Origin of the sequence: Neobacillus drentensis, assembly GCF_021560175.1 — a bacterium.
Lineage (GTDB): Bacteria > Bacillota > Bacilli > Bacillales > Cytobacillaceae > Neobacillus > Neobacillus drentensis_A.
Genome location: NZ_CP091110.1, coordinates 5873712 through 5892128 on the forward strand (window position 1 = coordinate 5873712; position 18417 = coordinate 5892128).

14 protein-coding genes and 3 pseudogenes are annotated in these 18417 nt (G+C 33.4%); 3 read left to right on the forward strand and 14 right to left on the reverse strand.

The genetic code is table 11. From position 1 onward, the window contains the following. Nucleotides 1-190: 190 nt before the first annotated feature. From L1999_RS27690 to L1999_RS27705, 4 genes and pseudogenes are all read right to left on the reverse strand, one after another. Nucleotides 191-1733, reverse strand: a pseudogene (locus L1999_RS27690) (phospho-sugar mutase). 221 nt (nt 1734-1954) lie between these two features. Continuing rightward, on the reverse strand, nt 1955-2809 hold the full coding sequence (locus L1999_RS27695) for a glycosyltransferase family protein (protein WP_235741469.1): 855 nt from the start codon (nt 2807-2809) through the stop codon (nt 1955-1957). Nucleotides 2810-2884: 75 nt separating this feature from the next. Next, a complete protein-coding gene (locus tag L1999_RS27700) occupies nt 2885-4051 on the reverse strand; it encodes a nucleotide sugar dehydrogenase (RefSeq protein WP_235744483.1) in 1167 nt (388 codons plus the stop codon). Nucleotides 4052-4202: 151 nt separating this feature from the next. Beyond that, a pseudogene (locus L1999_RS27705) lies at nt 4203-4289 on the reverse strand (hypothetical protein); the annotation flags it as partial. Nucleotides 4290-5666: 1377 nt separating this feature from the next. Here L1999_RS27705 and L1999_RS27710 point away from each other — a divergent pair. Then, nucleotides 5667-6944 (forward strand): glycosyl hydrolase family 28-related protein, encoded by a 1278-nt coding sequence (locus tag L1999_RS27710; protein WP_235741470.1) that lies wholly within the window; start codon nt 5667-5669, stop codon nt 6942-6944. Between the two features lie 67 nt (nt 6945-7011). Here L1999_RS27710 and L1999_RS27715 read toward each other — a convergent pair whose 3' ends face one another. After that, nucleotides 7012-7239, reverse strand: coding sequence for a hypothetical protein (locus L1999_RS27715; RefSeq protein ID WP_235741471.1), 228 nt, complete (start codon nt 7237-7239; stop codon nt 7012-7014). Between L1999_RS27715 and tnpB the strand changes: the two genes are divergently transcribed. Then, nucleotides 7221-7457 carry an IS66 family insertion sequence element accessory protein TnpB gene (gene tnpB / locus L1999_RS27720; protein ID WP_235741472.1) on the forward strand — a complete coding sequence of 79 codons (237 nt, stop codon included), beginning with the start codon at nt 7221-7223 and terminating at the stop codon, nt 7455-7457. The two genes, L1999_RS27715 and tnpB, sit on opposite strands and share 19 nt — an antisense overlap. Before the next feature lie 56 nt (nt 7458-7513). Then, nucleotides 7514-8382, forward strand: a pseudogene (locus tag L1999_RS29935) (IS66 family transposase); the annotation flags it as partial. Between the two features lie 248 nt (nt 8383-8630). On the opposite strand, the gene L1999_RS27730 reads toward L1999_RS29935, so the two are convergent. The 9 genes from L1999_RS27730 to L1999_RS27770 form a co-directional block, all read right to left on the reverse strand. Next, the gene (locus L1999_RS27730; protein ID WP_235741474.1) at nt 8631-10049 is read right to left on the reverse strand and encodes an oligosaccharide flippase family protein; all 1419 of its coding nucleotides are present in this window, start codon (nt 10047-10049) and stop codon (nt 8631-8633) included. A gap of 14 nt (nt 10050-10063) precedes the next feature. After that, nucleotides 10064-10696, reverse strand: a complete 633-nt coding sequence (locus tag L1999_RS27735; RefSeq protein WP_235741475.1) for a CatB-related O-acetyltransferase — start codon at nt 10694-10696, stop codon at nt 10064-10066. A gap of 296 nt (nt 10697-10992) precedes the next feature. Beyond that, entirely contained in the window at nt 10993-12225 is a 1233-nt protein-coding gene (locus tag L1999_RS27740; protein ID WP_235741476.1) for an O-antigen ligase family protein, read from the reverse strand. Between the two features lie 147 nt (nt 12226-12372). Then, nucleotides 12373-13281 carry a glycosyltransferase family 2 protein gene (locus tag L1999_RS27745; protein ID WP_235741477.1) on the reverse strand — a complete coding sequence of 303 codons (909 nt, stop codon included), beginning with the start codon at nt 13279-13281 and terminating at the stop codon, nt 12373-12375. 432 nt (nt 13282-13713) lie between these two features. Continuing rightward, nucleotides 13714-14805 (reverse strand): glycosyltransferase, encoded by a 1092-nt coding sequence (locus tag L1999_RS27750; protein ID WP_235741478.1) that lies wholly within the window; start codon nt 14803-14805, stop codon nt 13714-13716. A 38-nt stretch (nt 14806-14843) separates the two neighbouring features. After that, nucleotides 14844-16010, reverse strand: a complete 1167-nt coding sequence (locus L1999_RS27755) for a glycosyltransferase family 2 protein (RefSeq protein WP_235741479.1) — start codon at nt 16008-16010, stop codon at nt 14844-14846. Nucleotides 16011-16034: 24 nt separating this feature from the next. Continuing rightward, on the reverse strand, nt 16035-16658 hold the full coding sequence (locus L1999_RS27760; RefSeq protein WP_235741480.1) for an acetyltransferase: 624 nt from the start codon (nt 16656-16658) through the stop codon (nt 16035-16037). Next, a complete protein-coding gene (locus L1999_RS27765; protein WP_235741481.1) occupies nt 16655-17299 on the reverse strand; it encodes a sugar transferase in 645 nt (214 codons plus the stop codon). Before L1999_RS27765 ends, L1999_RS27760 begins: the two co-directional genes overlap by 4 nt. Continuing rightward, on the reverse strand, nt 17299-18414 hold the full coding sequence (locus L1999_RS27770) for a DegT/DnrJ/EryC1/StrS family aminotransferase (protein ID WP_235741482.1): 1116 nt from the start codon (nt 18412-18414) through the stop codon (nt 17299-17301). The genes L1999_RS27765 and L1999_RS27770 overlap by 1 nt, the downstream gene beginning before the upstream one ends. Between the last annotated feature and the right edge of the window lie 3 nt (nt 18415-18417).

An 18417-nucleotide genomic window follows, 5' to 3' on the forward strand; every position in this document is an offset into this window, starting at 1 on the left:
TTACAAGTATCCGATACTATCTTACAACTGAAATGACTTTCGATGGTTCCAACCCATAGGATAGAAAGACTTTCCCTTATCCATCGCACTTTAACGTGCAAAAACTTTATCTGAGAAGGGGACTTACCACTGGTTCTGTAAGGCAAGGGTGTTAATTAGTAGCGCATTCCATTATAAAGGATTGAAGGGATTATACCCTTGCAGCTAATCTAACATTTACCATATTCATCACAGCAGTTTGAATAGCAGCTAACTTCTCCTGGCTGTGTTCCATTGAGTCACCTTTTACCCCAAAGTAAAATTTCGCCTTAGGCTCTGTTCCAGATGGGCGCAGACAGAACCATGAACCATCCGATAAAAAGTACTTCAATACATTTGACGACGACAAGTTAATCTTACTTTCCAATCCACCTGCTTTTCTTACAGAAGTGGCATAGTCCTCCATTGCAGCAACTTCGGCAGCAAAAATGGCCGACTGAACAGCATCCTTATCACGCACAAAATCGCCGATCAGATAACCATAACTCTCCTCATAGCCAAATAAGAAGGTATGCTGACCCGTTTGTTCAAACTCATTGTTCTTTTTACCGATGAATTTGAAACCTGTTAGAGTATCCATTGCTCAATGCCATAAGACTGAACAATTGCACGGCCAATTTCAGAGGTAACAATGGTTTTGATGACCACACCATTTTCAGGAAGTAAGCCTTTGGCTTGTTTTTGAGATAGTAGATACTCCAGCATTAAGTCGCCCATTTGGTTCCCTGTAAGCACCACATATTCACCAGAATGGTTCTTTACTGCTACACCTAACCGGTCCGCATCAGGATCAGTCGCCATTAGAATGTTTGCGCCAATTTCTTCACCATATTTTATAGCGATTTCAAATGTGGCATGCTCTTCTGGGTTCGGTGACTTAACAGTTGAAAAATTGGCATCAGGTAGCTCTTGCTCCTTTACTCCCGTAATATGTTCAAATCCAAACGCCTTTAGCCCAGCACGAACAGGTTTATTTCCTGTTCCATGTAATGAAGAATAAACAATTTTTAAATCATTTGCGACATTAGCTACCACTTCAGAATTCAATTGAAGTGACTTTACATAAGCATTGTCGATCTCTTCTCCAACGTAAGCTAATAATCCAGTGGAAAGAAGGGTCTGCTCTTCTGCTGCTTCAACTGTTAATTCATTTTCAACAGCGTTCACATATTTAATAATAGTATCAGCTGCTTCTGGAGGAAGTTGGCCGCCGTCTTTTCCATACACTTTAAAACCATTGTATTCAGTTGGATTATGACTGTCGGTAATGACTACTCCTGAAAAGGCATGTAAGTATCTAACTGCAAAGGACAATACTGGTGTTGGACGAAGTTCAACAAATACATAAGCCTTAATTCCATAATTGCCTACCGTTTTGGCTACTTCTAACGCGAATTCAGGAGACTTATGGCGAGAGTCATACGCAATCACAACGCCACGCTGTTTTGCTTCCTCCCCTTGTTCAGCGATATACTTAGCCAATCCCTCAGCTGCTCTACGAATAGTATAGATATTTAAACGGTAATACCAGGTCCTAACTCTCCACGCATACCACCGGTACCAAATTCTAAATGTTTATAGAAATGATCTTCTAATAATCTTTTATTGCTCTCTATTTTAAGTAAGGTATCTTTTAAGTCATGTTCTAAATTTTCAAATGAAAGCCATTTTTCTGCATTATGTAACCAAGTCAAAATTGGTTCCCCCTTGTCTAAGATGTAGAAATATTCATTATTTGCAATATATCTGCGACTATCTTATCTGCCTCATGATTATTTAATTTGCTATTCACGTTAATTTCTTTTGTAATATTATTCATAAAGAATTCGTCCAACCGAAAAGACTTAAACTGGTCCCAATCAATGGTAATAATTGATGGTGTTTTGATCTTCTTCCATGGAAGGTCGATTAAGGATTAAAAGAGGTACACTGGCATTAATGGCCTAACCATTCCCCAACCTGCCTTTGAAATAACTAGATCTGATGCCGCAATATAGTTTTGTGATTCCAGATAATCTCTAGGAATTTGAAAAACATTAGCACGGTTTACCTGAACATTGGAAGATACGATAAAGACACAATCAGGGCTGTCCCAAATAGGCAACTCCTCTAATGAATCAACATCTATTTTCATTCCAAGTCCTAAGAAGATAACGTGCTTATAACCATTTAGATTTACTAATTTTCTAATTCGTACAACCTCTTTTAAATCTACTTCCCTTGAATATAAGCCATATTCATTTGTTGTGACGTTCCACTTTTCATTGCTGCAAGCCAAAGATAAGAAATAGGTCATTTTTTGATAGGCCGTTTTAAACGAATGTAACTCTCTATCTTCAATTAAGCCTTGATAGGCAGTATACCAAGTAAAATTAGATAGACCAATAGAAGGAATCCCTAACCGTTGAGCAGCTTCAAATGGCAGCGGTGAAATATCGGAAACCACCAAATCAACCTTATTCACCTGAAGGAACCCTTGCTCCTGCTCAACCTTCTCATCCCAATTACAAACGAAGTTTTTATATTCCTCCAATAATCTTACTCTATCGGGCTGGATTGAATCCTCTACTAAGAAGTAACCCACATCTGTCTTTTTGTCGCGGTAACTTACACGAATAGAATTTAGGGGTTCCTTAATAAAAGACTGCGCAAAGGAATGCGAGACAATAATGTTCACTTCCGGGTCCTTTAGAAGATTCCTTATAACCGCAATACTTCTTGAAGCATGTCCATATCCATAATCAGAAATATAATAAGCAATGGTCTTCAAAAACACTTCACCTCGAAAATAATAAAGAAGGGAGAAGACCTATACCCTCCCCCCTCCTATTAGGATAACCATTGTCTAGTCCCTACTAAACAAGTCCCTAGTGTAAACCTTATCCTTTACCTCATGTAAATCTTCAGATAATCTGTTAGCAACAATCACATCAGATATCTTCTTAAACTCTTCAAAATCATTTATAACTCTTGAATTAAAGAATTGATCTTCATGAAGGGCCGGCTCGTATACAACTACTTCAATGCCTTTCGCCTTAATACGCTTCATAACCCCTTGAATAGCTGACTGCCTAAAGTTATCTGAGTCCATTTTCATTGTAAGTCGGTAAATCCCAACAATCTTTGGACTCCTTTTAATAATCATATCCGCAATGTGATCTTTTCTGGTTCGATTCGCATCCACAATTGATGACATAATATTATTAGGAACATCTGAGTAATTCGCTAATAACTGCTTTGTATCTTTAGGTAAGCAGTAGCCCCCATAACCAAAGGAAGGATTATTATAATGATTACCAATTCGAGGATCAAGCCCTACTCCATCGATGATTTGCTTCGTATTTAATCCTCTAACTTCAGCATAGGAATCTAACTCATTAAAAAACGCAACTCTCATTGCAAGATAAGTATTTGCAAATAGTTTAATTGCCTCTGCCTCTGTTGAATTTGTAAAAAGGACATGGATATTTTCTTTCTTTGCACCCTTCAGTAGCAAATCAGCAAATACCTTTGCTCGTTCGGATTGTTCTCCTACGATAATTCTTGACGGAAACAGATTATCATAAAGGGCTTTACCCTCTCTTAAAAACTCCGGCGAAAAAATAATATTATCTGTTTCAAACTTCTCTCTTACCTTTTCTGTATAACCTACAGGGACTGTTGATTTAATCACCATAATCGCATCCGGATTAATGGATAATACATTTGCAATAACCGCTTCAACAGATCTTGTGTTAAAATAGTTCATTTCAGGATCATAGTTAGTCGGAGTAGAAATAATCACATATTCAGCATCTTTAAATGCCTTATAGTTATCTGTAGTGGCAGTTAAATTTAGCTCTTTTGATGCTAAATATTCTTCAATATCATGATCAATTATAGGAGATTTCCTATTATTGATCATATCTACTTTTTCTTGAATGATATCTAAAGCTATTACTTCATTATTTTGTGCTAAAAGAATTGCATTCGATAATCCTACATAGCCTGTTCCAGCGATTGTTACTCTCATTGTCATTACATCTCCATGTTTTATTAAATAGTTAGGAAATCATATAAATTGTATTATATTTAAAAAAAATTTTTGTTAAATAATTAGTCCATCAAGTAACTATTATACTAGTTCTATAATAATCAGAAACATTAAAATATTACTAATTCCACACACTAGTGACAAAATGTCCTTTCTCCGCCAGACAGACACTGGTTACTAAACCCACGTAACCAGTTCCAGCTACTGCTATTTTCAAATTTTTCAGCCTTTCCTTTATCAAATTCTTATTCTACAAAGCCATGAATCTTACTGCCGTTAATAGCTGCTCACCTTTGAGTACAAATAGGGAAAGATTCAATAATTTCGTTCTTTCTATTAATAAATTATACACTTCCGTTACTGATCAAACAATATGAGTTATTAGGGAAACATTGGCCGATGACAGAAAGTTGCTTTCCTCTCTGATTAGTCCGTAATTCTGAAGTAAAAAGCAAAAATTATATAGGGAGATAGTAAATGTTATTTCTAATAGAGACTGGAAATTTAAAGGAAGCGATGGAGACATCTCAATGTAATTGTATTTCGTATCCAATAAGAACAAATACCGGACGTTTAATGAATAATCACTTGTTATGAAGAAATAATTGATTCGACCCTCCATTAGATGATAAATTAGTTCCGGGTTTGGTTGTTGTGTGTTCCAATATCCCGATGTTTTTCAAAGTTAATATGATATACTGATATACTAGGAAAAATCAAATTGAATGAGGAATCTTATGGCATGGATTAAAAAAACTTATCATTTTATAATTTAAAGCTTTTTTATTTTTTATCCCTTTCTCATTTATCCATGGGTGAAAACTATTACTATGTAAATGCAAAAGCCTATTATTTTATCGGATGCATTCCCGGCTGGTTCATTTGCACCTTATCTCTATATGAATAAAGGAAAAAAAACCAATTTTCAAATCACCTAATTTTAAAAACTGTTGATTTTATTTTTACTCCTAATAGGTTGATCCACATTACACTCCTCCGCGTTATCTCTTGTAGGAGAAGGAACGCAGCAACAGGGAATATGGGTTATGCTTAGTTCCTTTATTGTTTAGTATGGCCTCCAGCTTAGGAAAGTAGTATCTTGGAAAAATTTGTAATTCGATTATCATTAGTTCATTTTTTGCAACTTTATATGGCGTCTGGGTGGGTGTCTCAATTGAGTTTTCACCTGTTGCATTAGGCTTATCTGGAAAAAGAAAAAGATACAGAAATTTGTACTGATTGTTGTAATGGTCTGTATGCTGTTAAGTTAAATTTTTATCAAAAAAATCACTCCAGGTCGATATCCAACATGATGTTCAAAGATCATCAAGAATGAGGATTCAGGAACAGCAGGCTCTTCGAGGTGGTATATTTAGCAGGTTTCTATGCATTTTATTGGCAAACCATTGCTGGTTAAGCACCGGCCCAAACACGTTTCAAGAAATGTTCTAACCAAGTGATCACAGTAAAGTGAAAAGATATTGGGGACGTCTTGTGAGTGGATGGCACAAACAAGACTAGAAAGTCAGAAGAAACAGCTTGAAGGATTTAGATTAAATTTCCACTTTTAAAAATTACCTTCGGAGGCAGATTCATGAAGAAAAAACCATCCCTTTCCAATGAAAACATGCAAAGTGATTATGGTAGAAGGAACTTCGTATATGGGCTATTTTTGGGGATTCTATCTTTTTTGACTGCATTCTTATTTAAAAAAGATAGTGGATTTATGCGATTACAAAAAAATCCGGATTCACAATTGGCCAATAAGGCGGCTCAACTAAATAGTATGTTTATCAATGTTTTATATCCACCATCTCCATTGAATGCACTAAAGGGTGATGGGGCATCTGAAAACATGACAGATGTACAGGCTATATTTAATTCGATTCAAAATACGGGCGGAACGGTATTTTTCCCCAAAGGAACTTACAAATTTTCTACTACTGTTAATGTTTATGATGGTACAACCATTTTAGGGGGAGGGAAAAAACCAACAAATGGACAGCCTACTATTTTAGATTTTACAGCAATCACAGGAGAGAATGCTGGAATCTATATGAATGATGCCAGTGACGTAAACCTAAAAGACTTTTATTTGTATGGCACACAAACAGGAAGCGGTAATGATATTTCTCTAGCAGGAAATTGTCGAAGAATCAATATTGAAAATATTATTTTGAATACGAAAACCACAGGGAACGGTATAGGTACAGGAGAATCCCTTATTGGTTCAAAATGGAGCAATATTGTCGTTGTTGGTGCAGGTACAGGATTCTATTTGAGTCCTGCCAGTACATCAACGAGTTTATATAATTGTTATGCTAATGCATGTACAAATTTCGGCTTTAACATTCAAGGGACATATTGTAGTTTATATTCATGTGGAGCCGATAGTAATGCTCATTACGGTTATGTAGTTAAAAATGGGAATCAAGTCGGCCTTTATTCCTGTGGTGGAGAAGGCAACGGAAGAGAAGCAATACTCCTAATAAATGCAACAGGCATCGATGTTCTAAGTTTTCGTTCTGTTTCTAATAACTCTGGTGCAAGTGGATTTTATCCATCTTTTATGGATATTCAAAACTCGAATCAAATTTTATTATCAAACTGCCAGGATAGTTCACCTAATAGTGCTACATCTTTTTCACTTACATCTACAACCGAAGATAGTGGGTCAAGAATTACAATTATTAATCCTAATTTTGCAAAACCGATCAATAGCAGGCTATTAAACGTTCCACGAATTGACGGGGCTTTTTATCCGAGTACTTTGGCTGCGACTAATGCCCAAAACAATTCAATATTCATAGATTTGGCAGATGGAAAATTGAAATTTAAAGACAAGTCAGGAACTGTAAATTTATTATATTAATTGTAGGCCCCCAATCAAACAACGCATATAAACACGCAGCGCCTCCTGGTACTATGAATGTATCAATTTAAGGGAGGTGCTTTTCATATGCCGCAACAAAAACTAACCATTGTCCGGTTACATTACATACCGAAAACGAAAATACCTCTTCAAAAAATCGAGCAATCACTTCCTCAACCCCGACTTGCATGATCAAAACCGGCAATGTTGAAATTTCCTCATTAATGACGTAGATGAGCACATCATCTAAACGATCATGAAGGAGTTGAAAGATTTGTGAAACACGATTATACAAATGTGAAAAACATTTATATTACATGTGGTAAAACGGACTTGAGAAAAGGAATCGATGGCCTGGCAACACTACTTCCAGATTCTTTCGAACTTGATCCATATGGCGATTCCATTTTCTTAATTTCAGGATGGAGTAAAGATCGCTATAAATGTTTATATTTTGACGGTGATGGTTTCGCCATGCTTTATAAACGATTGGATAAAGGCAAACTCCAATGATCAAAAGTTGAAAATGAAGTACGCAATCTTTCTCAACAGGAGCTTCGCTGGCTCCTCGAAGGTGGGATCGTTTTGGCCTCAATACCAATGATAAGAACCTTTCGAATTGGGTCATTCGTGCATCTCACGATTGGTTATTGCCTATTTAAGAGAGATTTAAAAATTTGATGATGGATAAATCGCTTTTACATATCGATGGACAAATCCTCCACCGATTTGATAGGAAATCTGGTCAAACCAATACTTATAATTGGGTGTGTCGAAGTGTCCCATACCAAGGACCGCCTATAACTCTCTTTCATAGCGCATTATCACGGGCTCAATCTGTCCTTGAAGGTTTCATTGAAGTTTTTTCTGGAACGTTTGTGGATATTGTTGGGCGCATGTTCGTCGTTATTGGCTAAAAGCGGACAGCAAACATGGCAAATTGGTTTGGGATTTTGCGATGATTTATATCGACTCGAAAGGAAATTTAAACATTTGTCTCCGAGTAAGCGTAGAAAAAAACGCCAAAAATACTCTAAGCCGATTGCAGATAAATTCTTGGGATAGGTTGAATCGTCACCATTCTACGGGAAAAATGTCCTCGCGAAAGCAGCCGAATACACATTGAACAGGGCAAATGGGCTCAGAACATTTCTGAAAGATGGACGCATTGAAATTGATAATAATCCAGCAGAAAATGCCATCCATCCACGTCATAGGAAGGAAAAATTGGCTCTTTAGTGTTAGTGAAGCCGGTGCAAAAGCGAATGCCTTCTGTTTGAGTATCGCAGAGACGACCAAGAGTAACGGCATTGATTTCTATGAATATATAAAGGAACTTTTGACAGATCTACCGAATCTCAAATTCCATCAAAACCCTGATATTTTAGATCAATACATGCCCTGGTCAAAAACAATTCAGGCAGAATGTAGCAAATAAGTGAAATAAGCCGTAATTCGATTAAAAAAATCAGAATTTAGGGCTATTTGTGATGCGTACCAGAAGGTACGCTTATTTTTTATATTTCGGGCTTACTATTAATTTATCTTTTAATATTAAAAATGAGGTCGGGGAAGCCAGTGTATATTACAAGCTTCCCCATTCCCTCGGTCTCTTTTTTCGGTAGATTATGTCTTGTAGTTAACTAGCGTGAATAACACCAATTGCTCAATCAACTATTAACAATCCTAGGCTTTCATAAATACTTTTAAATTTCGAAGTGTGACAACTATATCATATCGTTTTATAATCAAGTAAATTCCATAAAATACTGCATATAGAATCACGGAATTCCAAGAATTAATAAACCATGCTATTAGTATAAATATTAATGTCATCACTAGATCCAAGAATATATCCTTAAAGATAGAAATATTTAGTACTTTAGATAAAAATAATTCTGCTAGAACAGATCTAAAGGCCAGAAGGAATACTATTGATACTACCGCAAGATGTAAATTCTTAAACACTATTGTTGTTATAATTGTGATAATAACACTTAAAACAAGAGAGATAATGTTAATTCTTAACATAAACTTTTCTTTTCTTAATGTCTTCAAGTATATGTTAATCAATAGTTCCATTTTCCCATCAAAAACAATCATCGGGAATAGTACAGCCATATAGACTAAACTTTCTTTATAACTTGGCAGCCAAGCTGACAAAATCCCTTTAAGAGGGTAATATATTATCAATGCTCCAAATAATAATACCATCAAGATATCTCTTATCGAGACATACATACTTGCTAATTTCCTCTCATCAGTCCTTCTTAGAATAGGAAACATTACTATCCCTACAGCATTAATAAATAACATCATAAGACTAGATACGCTTAATGTAAGGGAAACCTTACCAAAATTTGTTACACTCCATGAGTGCTCTATTCCAAATCTTACTGTACCTATAATCAAAATGCTTGCAATATTTGCAAACATTAACTTTATCCCCACGCTAATATTCTCTTTAATCTCTTTAAAACTAAAATAAAATGTTGATATTCTACGATAAACTATATCTTTACAACAATACATCGCATATATTAAGGAAATAAATTTACCAATTAAATCAGTTACAATTATTATTTTGTATTCTTTAATTCCTACTAACAAAAATATTATAATCAGAAAGCAATATAATGCTTTCTCCATGACAGTTATTTGTGCGTACTCCTTAATTCGATTTGTTCCCTGTAAAATAAATAACAGCATAGCTCTTACGCCTACAATTATTAGGCAAAGAGATACCATTATTAAAATGGATTTTTTGTCTGAAATGTTCACATAGATTACTGATGAAACTATTAGTATACTAGCTAGTACTATTTGTGAAAAGAGCAACATCCAGAACTGAGAAAAAAACAACCTTTTATCTAAATCTATATACTCTTTACCACCATATCTTAGATAAATTCCGTCATTCCATCCAAATTGAAAAAATCCAACATATGTTGCATAAAATAAATAAAGCTGCCAATAACCATAATCCTTTGCACCTATTAATCTTGGTAATATTATCACCATTAAAGTTGATATAAGAAGCGATATCAAATTTGATGTTATAGTGTATGAAAAATTTTTTATAAAAATAAAAAATCCATTTTTCAAAGACGTTACCTCTTTTATCTTATGTGTTTTTTATAAAATTCCTTTTCCAATATTGAAGTATTAATTTCCGTATACAATAAATCTATATTTTCTTTGATTGACTTTTCATCAACTTTAGAGTAATCTAAGCATTCTAATTTCCTTATAATTTCTTCAGAAAATCTATACTTTAAAATTTCTCCGCCAACAAATATAGCGTATGGAGGTATATCTTTTGCAACGATTGAACCCGCCGCAATAACAGCCCCTTGTCCAATCGTTACACCTGACAATATTAAACATCTTTCACCTATCCAAACATCATCTTTTATAACGATTGGTCCTTTAGTTAATGTATTTTCTTTTTCACCGCAAATATATTTTTTGAAAGGATATGTTGATAATCCTTTATATGAATGTTCCCCACCTAACAAAAACTTAACATCTCCAGCAATTGAACAATATGAACCAATAACTAGTTTTTCATCATTATTCCCATATGAATTTACAAAGAGGGGCCCGTACGTTTTTTTACCAACCAAAACCTTATCAATTGGAAATATACTCATAACAGATGTATAGTTATGTTTATTTCTTTTTCGCCAGGCCATTTTAAAAAGGATTAATCCAAAAATCTTCTTTACTTTTTGAAATACTCTTCTAATCAACACTATCCCTACTCTCACTAATATTATATAAACTTTACACTTTTCTATTCTAATAAACCTTACAAAATCTGAGGTATAATATTGGTGAAGATAAATTCGCAATTTCTAAGATTGAAATTAGAATGGTAGAATAGTCAACATAAATTTTTTTAGGAAGGGTATTTAAATATTTATTAAGGACTCCACATTTTTATTAGGGGCATCCCTTTTCTATCTACGTATATATTTAACTATATTATAAAAAGCTATATGGGTAATTGTATTGATTTCTTTATTACTTCCAATCAAATGAGAGGTTAATAAACTTTAAAATCATTTAATGCATTTTTATTTAATCTTTCATCCCACTCTTTATACTCAGCGGATTGACTCCGAGACACATTTGTCTCTTTGGATCGCTCTATAAATATCATTTTATTAATAGCTATCAACGTAAAAATAGACCAAATGATAGACTGACTATTAAAATAAAAAATTTCTACAAACGAGTGTAATATTACCGAGAGATATCCAATCAGCAAGGCTAATGTCGTACTTGAATATTTAAAAACTTTAAGTTTAAGTAAATGATACAAAGGATACACCAGTAAAATAAAATACACAGGTCCTATAATGACACCTAAATCCCTTATAGAGTTAATAAAAACGTTGTGTGGATCATTTAATAATACAATACCGTTTCCAAAGGGTTGAGATGCAATTTGTTTAATTGCAATTTCAATTAATACATTTCTTCCAGCAGAATTTCCGGTCTCTATGCTATCTTTTATTTTATTAATTATTTCAATTCCCATTATTGTATAATTGAACATGTAGAACGCAACTAAAGATAATAAGAGTAAACTTATTATAGACTTTAGTTTATTTACCTTGGAATTAAACAGCGTGATAATAAAATAAACCATCAATGAGACAGCTATTGATAAAATTGCCCCTCTTGATAAAGTTAAAAAAATCCCTAATATGCTTATAAGAGCAAACATTATCCAGTACTTTTTCCTTGAAATAAATTCATATAAAAAGAAAAATCCTAAAAATATTGAAAGATAATTTGATCCACCCATTAAAGTAACAGATTCACTTTTTAACGCATAAAAAACTTGGTTATCAATTGAACTTAAATTTGAGCCCATGTTCAATATTAACTGGATCACAATACTTAAAAGAAAAAATCTATTTGCAATTTCATATGAATTTATACTTTCTTTCAATAATACTTTCGCAAGTGTAAAAGCAATAAATCCTTCAAATATTGAAATTGCACCAGGAAGAACTGAAATACCCTGATCCGACCAAAAATAGGTCAAAAGAGCATAAGTTCCACATACGAATTGCAATACAAGAAATAATTTTTCAAATACATTTATTTGAATTTTTATGCCATTATTGTAGTTTCTTATAACCATAAGAAAAAATAAGAGAAACAATAAAACTTCTACAAGCTGAATATTATAACCCTTGCTTCCGGACTTAGCTGAATAAATCGTCCCCAGACTTATTGCTATAAAAACCAAAATCGTTTTCCACATTTTTTCCACCTATTTCATATTGCGGTAAGTATCTTTGATCTAACAATCACAGTACATTTTAATAACTAAAAATTTTATATAATTCCGATTTCTAATAAAAAATCTATTGTAATTTTTTCAATTAATTTATTTCATACTTATACATTTTCATCTATACAATGAAAAACATTGTTTAGTAAACTTTTTTAACATTCTTCTATATTCCTTCTTATAGAAACTATTAATTACAAAAGGTATATAATTCAAGAATAATATAAATGTGAATTGTAACTTATTGATTCCTACATATTTCCGTAACATATATAGTGAACTGTAATATCTATGAAATCTTGAAAAAGCGCTTTGTTTTCCTATTGAAACTGAACCTTTATGTAAAACATTCGCCTGTGGTAATACGCATGTTTTCAATTCAGTGTTAATTGCCTTATTTGATACTATCGCCTCTTCAAAATACAAAAATACATTTTCATCTAGAAATCCGCACAACTCAAAATATTCCTTTGTTAAAACCATGCAACAACCAGAAACGAGCCCCTTAAACACTAGCTCACGATCATAATCGTAATCAGTAAAATAAGTTTTTCTCTTTATTCCTTGAAAATCTAAAAAAATGAAAGGTTTTTTGCTAAATAAGTAATTTTTGAATGTATAATTCTTTCTTGGTGAATTTTGTATTGTATTGTTTTCTAGTATTACTTTAGGACCTAAAATTCCGATATTTTTATTACTCTTTAAATATTCGTACATAAAGTCAATAGAATTTTCAAAATAAATGATATCACTATTTGACAAAATTACTGCTTCTGCGCCATCTAAAAGAGCTTGTTTGATTCCTATATTATTTCCAGCAGAATATCCACCATTTTCATTAGAATTTATCAATACAACATCATCGCTATCCTGAAATTTTGAATATAATTGGATATAGGAATCATCAGGGGATTTGTTATCAACAATATATATTTTATAGCGACATTTCGTACTTTTGCGAATAGATTCAACACACTCAATCGTTTCTTCCCAAGTTTTATAATTAAGTATTACAATGCCTATCATCTTATTAACATCCTTTATTAACAATTATTTATAGACTCTAGTAATTATATCCAAAATTTGCTAATGCATCTTTATCTAGTATGCTGTCAACATCCACAATTAACTTTTTACTCATTTAGAATCTCCACAAAATATTCTTGCTATCATATCATAAACATATGATCAGTAACAGCAACAGTCCACTGATCATATCAACAGGAAAAATTGACATCTACTCATGTTTTACGTCCCTAGAATCGACGTTTGGATCAACTACAATCGGATTGATTTCATATGATTAAGATGTTAATAATATCGTATATTCCTTATTATTTACGTGAATCAGGTTAATTTACCTTAAATTATACCCTACAAGTTACAAACTTCTTAAACACGTTGTTAACTAGAATTAATTTCTTAATGGTCACTTAGTTTTTAATGGTTATAATTTACTCACAAGATATTTTTATATAGCTTTATTTCTGCACCACAAGTATTATCTAAAAAATACTTTACATTCTTTTCATAAGGAACCTGCTTTGTTATTTTTTCTAAAATAGGTTTTAAGTCAATTGCCGTATTTCCATTATTAATAAATTGTACATTTTCAAAATCCCCCAAAATTTCATGACAAATCTTAATATCAGATGTAATAAGGGGTAATCCGAATGTTGCCATTTCACAGGACATTACGCCCTGAGTATCTTGGCGAGTTGGTAACAAACCACATCTTGACTTATTTAAAAGATCAATTATTTCTTTGTGTGATAACACATCATTTATCCAAGTAATATTGTCGGATTTTTTTACATAATCAAAAAACTTACCGCGACCAATAAGTAAAAATTTTAAGTCAGGATTATTATGAGCTAATTCATTAACAATATCCAGACAATATGATGGACGGTCCATATTATTACGAATTGTTACAAAATCATATAATTTCTCTACTTCTAATTTATAGCCATTATCCTCGAACACTTGTCCAACACCATTGTGTATAATTGAATATTTACCTTCAAGAATAGATGAATTTATTTTCGTCCAATGCAAAAACTCATTATATATCCACTTACTTACAAAGACAAAATGCGACTTGTAGGCTAACTTAACATAGTATTTATGCCAAATCTTTAGCTTAATACTATCGTATAAATCCTGAAGATTTGTCTTTATAATTGATAACTTCTCTTGAAATGCATATGGTTTCGGATAAGTAGCATTTATCCTAAGCACTTCATGTCCATGAAAGAAAAACACTAATTTAGAGAAGTTTTTCTCGTATTTCTTTAAAAATCTATAGTGATTGCGAATATTTGGGGCATGACAAATTAATATATCATACATTTTTTCTTGGTTATTTTTATAATTCTCCAACGTTATAACAGGTATTCCATCAATAGTATAATTCTCTTTAGCATTAAAATTTAAAACTGTTACTTCTATATTATGATTTATATAGTATTTATTACGAACATGAACATACATTAACGCTATATATCCATCAGGTCTTGGATAGTCAGCAACCAATATTAGTAATTTCATTTCACACCTCATACTGAATTTCAGACAAAATTATTTTCCTATCTTGTAGACTCCGCTTTTTCCCAGAATGGTTTTGCCTTCCCCGTCAATATGTTATAAACTCCTACCCATTGTGCAATAATAGTGACACAATAGTAATATATTAATGTCAAATACTTATTATTTGATTTTGTTATTACTCTAAGTATTGCTAAAAGGTAAAACAGCAATTGTCCAGTAAATGTCATTAAAAAAAACCATGATTCTGTTAATAGTAAAGCGTTAAACATCAATAAGAACAAATGGGAAACCCATAATAAATATCTACATGTCCTATGGCCAAAGTAAAAATAAGTAAACCACTTATACTTAAACATGTTTAGTATCCTTACATCAGGCAAAATATGCTTTAAAATAATCCTATTCATTCTTACTTTACGACCAAACTCATCTTCAATAACTTCTCCGGCCTTCTCATAAGCAATAGCATCATGATTAGCAATTGCCCTTTTACCTTGAAGTGCATATAATGGAGGCATTGCACTATCGTGACATTGTATTGGATCGAAGTCATAGTAATCCTTCGTCCTACAGGCGTATAATGCTCCGTTACCAGCTGTAATTGTTTGTATTCTTCCTTCTATTTGACGAGTAGCTAAATCACCATCCCAGTAACTTGCTTCGGCATTACTTACATCACTAAATTCCTGATTTATAATAGACAATCTCCCAGAAACATAGGCAATATCTTCTGATGTAAAAGCTGCCATTAGTTCGTTTACAGACTCTTTATCCATTATAGAATTGGCATCAGTCATAACTAGGTACTCTGTAGTAACTGTTTTTTGTGCTTCATTTTGAGCATTTGTTTTTCCCTTACGAGCCTTCACCTCATAAAGTCGTATCTTCCTATCTCGGTGTTCTTTTATGAAATGTCTTATAATCTCATTAGTTCTATCTGTACTATTATCAGATGATATCAAAAATTCAATTTTATCTTTAGGATAATTTAACTTCAAAATGTTATTAAGTTTTTCTAGTATAACTTTTTCTTCATTATGAGCAACAACCATAACCGTTACTGTTGGTTGATGAGAATAATCTTTTTTTAGCCTGCGATTCTTATATAACTTTCCAATTATCTTTAAAGATACTGGATAGCCAACCATTGCCCAAACTATAATAAATCCACTTATATAAAATAGAATTTTATATAATATTTCCATGTTTTTCCCCCCTTAAATTATTTACTACTTATTTATTTTCCTAGCAGGAACCCCTATATAAGTTCCAGGTTCAGTTATATCCTTAACTACAACAGATCCGGCACCAATTTTACATCTGCTAGTAATATTTAAATTATTGCTCACTACACTGCCAATACCCAACCATGTTCTCTGGCCAACTTTTACTGTACCCGCAGTATGTACTCCAGGAGATATATGAACATAATCTTCAATCACATTGTCATGATCAAGCGTAGCTCCAGTATTAATAATGCAGCCATTTCCAATCCTTGTGCAACAGTTAATCACAGCCCCAGCCATGACAACTGTTCCATATCCAAAATCAACTGTTCTTCCAATAACAGCGGAAGGGTGAATTAATGTTGGAATACTGGCACCCCAAGCTTTAAGTCGTTCTTGTAACTTTTCTCGAGTAACATTATTCCCAATACCCACAAATAAGTCAAAGTTATTTATATGTGTAAAAGCCTCAGCTGTTTTACCAATAACCTCTATTCCCATCGACGTTTTGATACTCTCATCATCGTCTAAAAAGGCAATGCTCTGCCATTTGTTCATTTTTAAGGCAATGTCAGCAATCACTTTTCCATGGCCACTAGCTCCTATTATAAGAAGTTTATTTTTCATAGTCCTAAACCATCCTTTTTGGTTCCCATAAAAGGTTCCACTGTTGCAGCCGTTTCTGAATTAATACCCTCCTTAACAAAAACCTTAATAATTGTCAAAAGAATAATCTTCCAATCGCCAAGGAAACTTACATTATCTACATACTCCACATCAAGATTAAATTTCTCTTCCCAACTGATCGCATTTCTACCACTTACCTGCGCTAGACCAGATAAGCCAGGTCTTACTTCATGGCGTCGTTTTTGCGTTACATTATAAAGGGGAATATACTGCACCAGTAATGGTCTTGGCCCTATGAAGGACATATCTCCCTTTAAAATATTATATAGTTCCGGCAGCTCATCAAGAGATGTCGACCGAAGGAATCTTCCAAACTTTGTTAATCTCACGCTATCTGGGAGTAATTCTCCATCTTCATCTCTTTCATCAGTCATCGTTCTAAACTTATACATCTTAAAAATTTTCTCATTCAGGCCTGGCCTGTTCTGTGTAAACAACACCGGACTACCTAGCTTAACTCTTACTAGTATAGCTAATACTAGAAACACAGGACTAAAAACAATAATGGAAACCAAGGACAATAAAAAATCCATTAGCCTTTTTATAAATCTTCTATAAAAACTCCCCTTAGAAGATTTCATTATTCAAACCATAACCCTTTGATAATCTTTACCACTCTCTCTAAATCTTCGTCTGTCATCTTCGTATCAGAAGGTAAACACACGCCATTCTCAAACAAATTCTCGGAAACATTCGATCCTACAAAATCATACTTTTCAAAGAACGGTTGCATATGCATTGGTTTCCATATCGGTCTTGACTCAATATTTTCTTTCTCAAGAGCTTCCATAACATCAATCGGCCTAACATTGCCACTTAACGTCATTGAGCTTAACCAATAGTTAGGATCATTCCAATCATTAATGGGCATGAACTTAACTCCATCAAGTGCACCAAGTTCTCTTTTATAAAACTCAAAGATATATTTCTTTTTCTCAACCCTCTGATCTAAAACCTTAAGCTGCCCTCTACCAATCCCCGCAACTACATTACTCATTCGATAATTGTATCCTAATTCGCTGTGTTGGTAGTGTCTCGCTTGATCTCTAGATTGAGTGGCCCAAAATCTCACTTTCTCAATTCTCTCCTCATGATCAGAAACGAGCATGCCGCCTCCTGAGGTAGTGATAATCTTGTTCCCATTAAAAGAGAATATACCAAAATCTCCAAACGTACCTGTATGTCTTCCTTTATAAAAAGCACCTAAGCTTTCAGCAGCATCTTCAATTAAAGCAACATTATGTTTCTTGCAACTCTCCACAATCTTATCCATATCAGTAGAAAGTCCGTAAAGATGAACAACTATTACTGCTTTTACATTCGGGTACTTTTCAAAAGCTTCTTCTAAAGCTTTAGGGCACATATTCCAAGTCTCATAATCACTATCAATAAAAACGGGTGTTGCATTTTGATAAATAATGGGATTTACTGTAGCCGAGAAGGTCAGTGTCGGACAAAAAACAATATCCCCTTCACCAACTCCTACTGCTTTAAGCGCCAAATGAATCGCAGCAGTTCCAGAAGAAAGTGCAGCAGCAGATTTAGATCCTACCTTCTCAGCAAGTTCTTTTTCAAATTGATTAACATTTACTCCAAGTGGAGCAATCCAATTTGTATCAAATGCCTCTTTAACATATTCCCGTTCATAACCCTCATCACTCATATGTGGTGATGAAAGAAAAATTCTATCTGCCATTGC

Coding starts and splice junctions, on each gene's coding strand:
- L1999_RS27710 (WP_235741470.1), top strand. CDS start 5,667: ATGAAGAAAAAACCATCCCTTTCCAATGAAAACATGCAAAGTGATTAT.
- L1999_RS27740 (WP_235741476.1), bottom strand. CDS start 12,225: ATGTGGAAAACGATTTTGGTTTTTATAGCAATAAGTCTGGGGACGATT.
- L1999_RS27700 (WP_235744483.1), bottom strand. CDS start 4,051: ATGAGAGTAACAATCGCTGGAACAGGCTATGTAGGATTATCGAATGCA.
- L1999_RS27760 (WP_235741480.1), bottom strand. CDS start 16,658: ATGAAAAATAAACTTCTTATAATAGGAGCTAGTGGCCATGGAAAAGTG.
- L1999_RS27765 (WP_235741481.1), bottom strand. CDS start 17,299: ATGAAATCTTCTAAGGGGAGTTTTTATAGAAGATTTATAAAAAGGCTA.
- L1999_RS27750 (WP_235741478.1), bottom strand. CDS start 14,805: ATGAAATTACTAATATTGGTTGCTGACTATCCAAGACCTGATGGATAT.
- L1999_RS27755 (WP_235741479.1), bottom strand. CDS start 16,010: ATGGAAATATTATATAAAATTCTATTTTATATAAGTGGATTTATTATA.
- L1999_RS27770 (WP_235741482.1), bottom strand. CDS start 18,414: ATGGCAGATAGAATTTTTCTTTCATCACCACATATGAGTGATGAGGGT.
- L1999_RS27745 (WP_235741477.1), bottom strand. CDS start 13,281: ATGATAGGCATTGTAATACTTAATTATAAAACTTGGGAAGAAACGATT.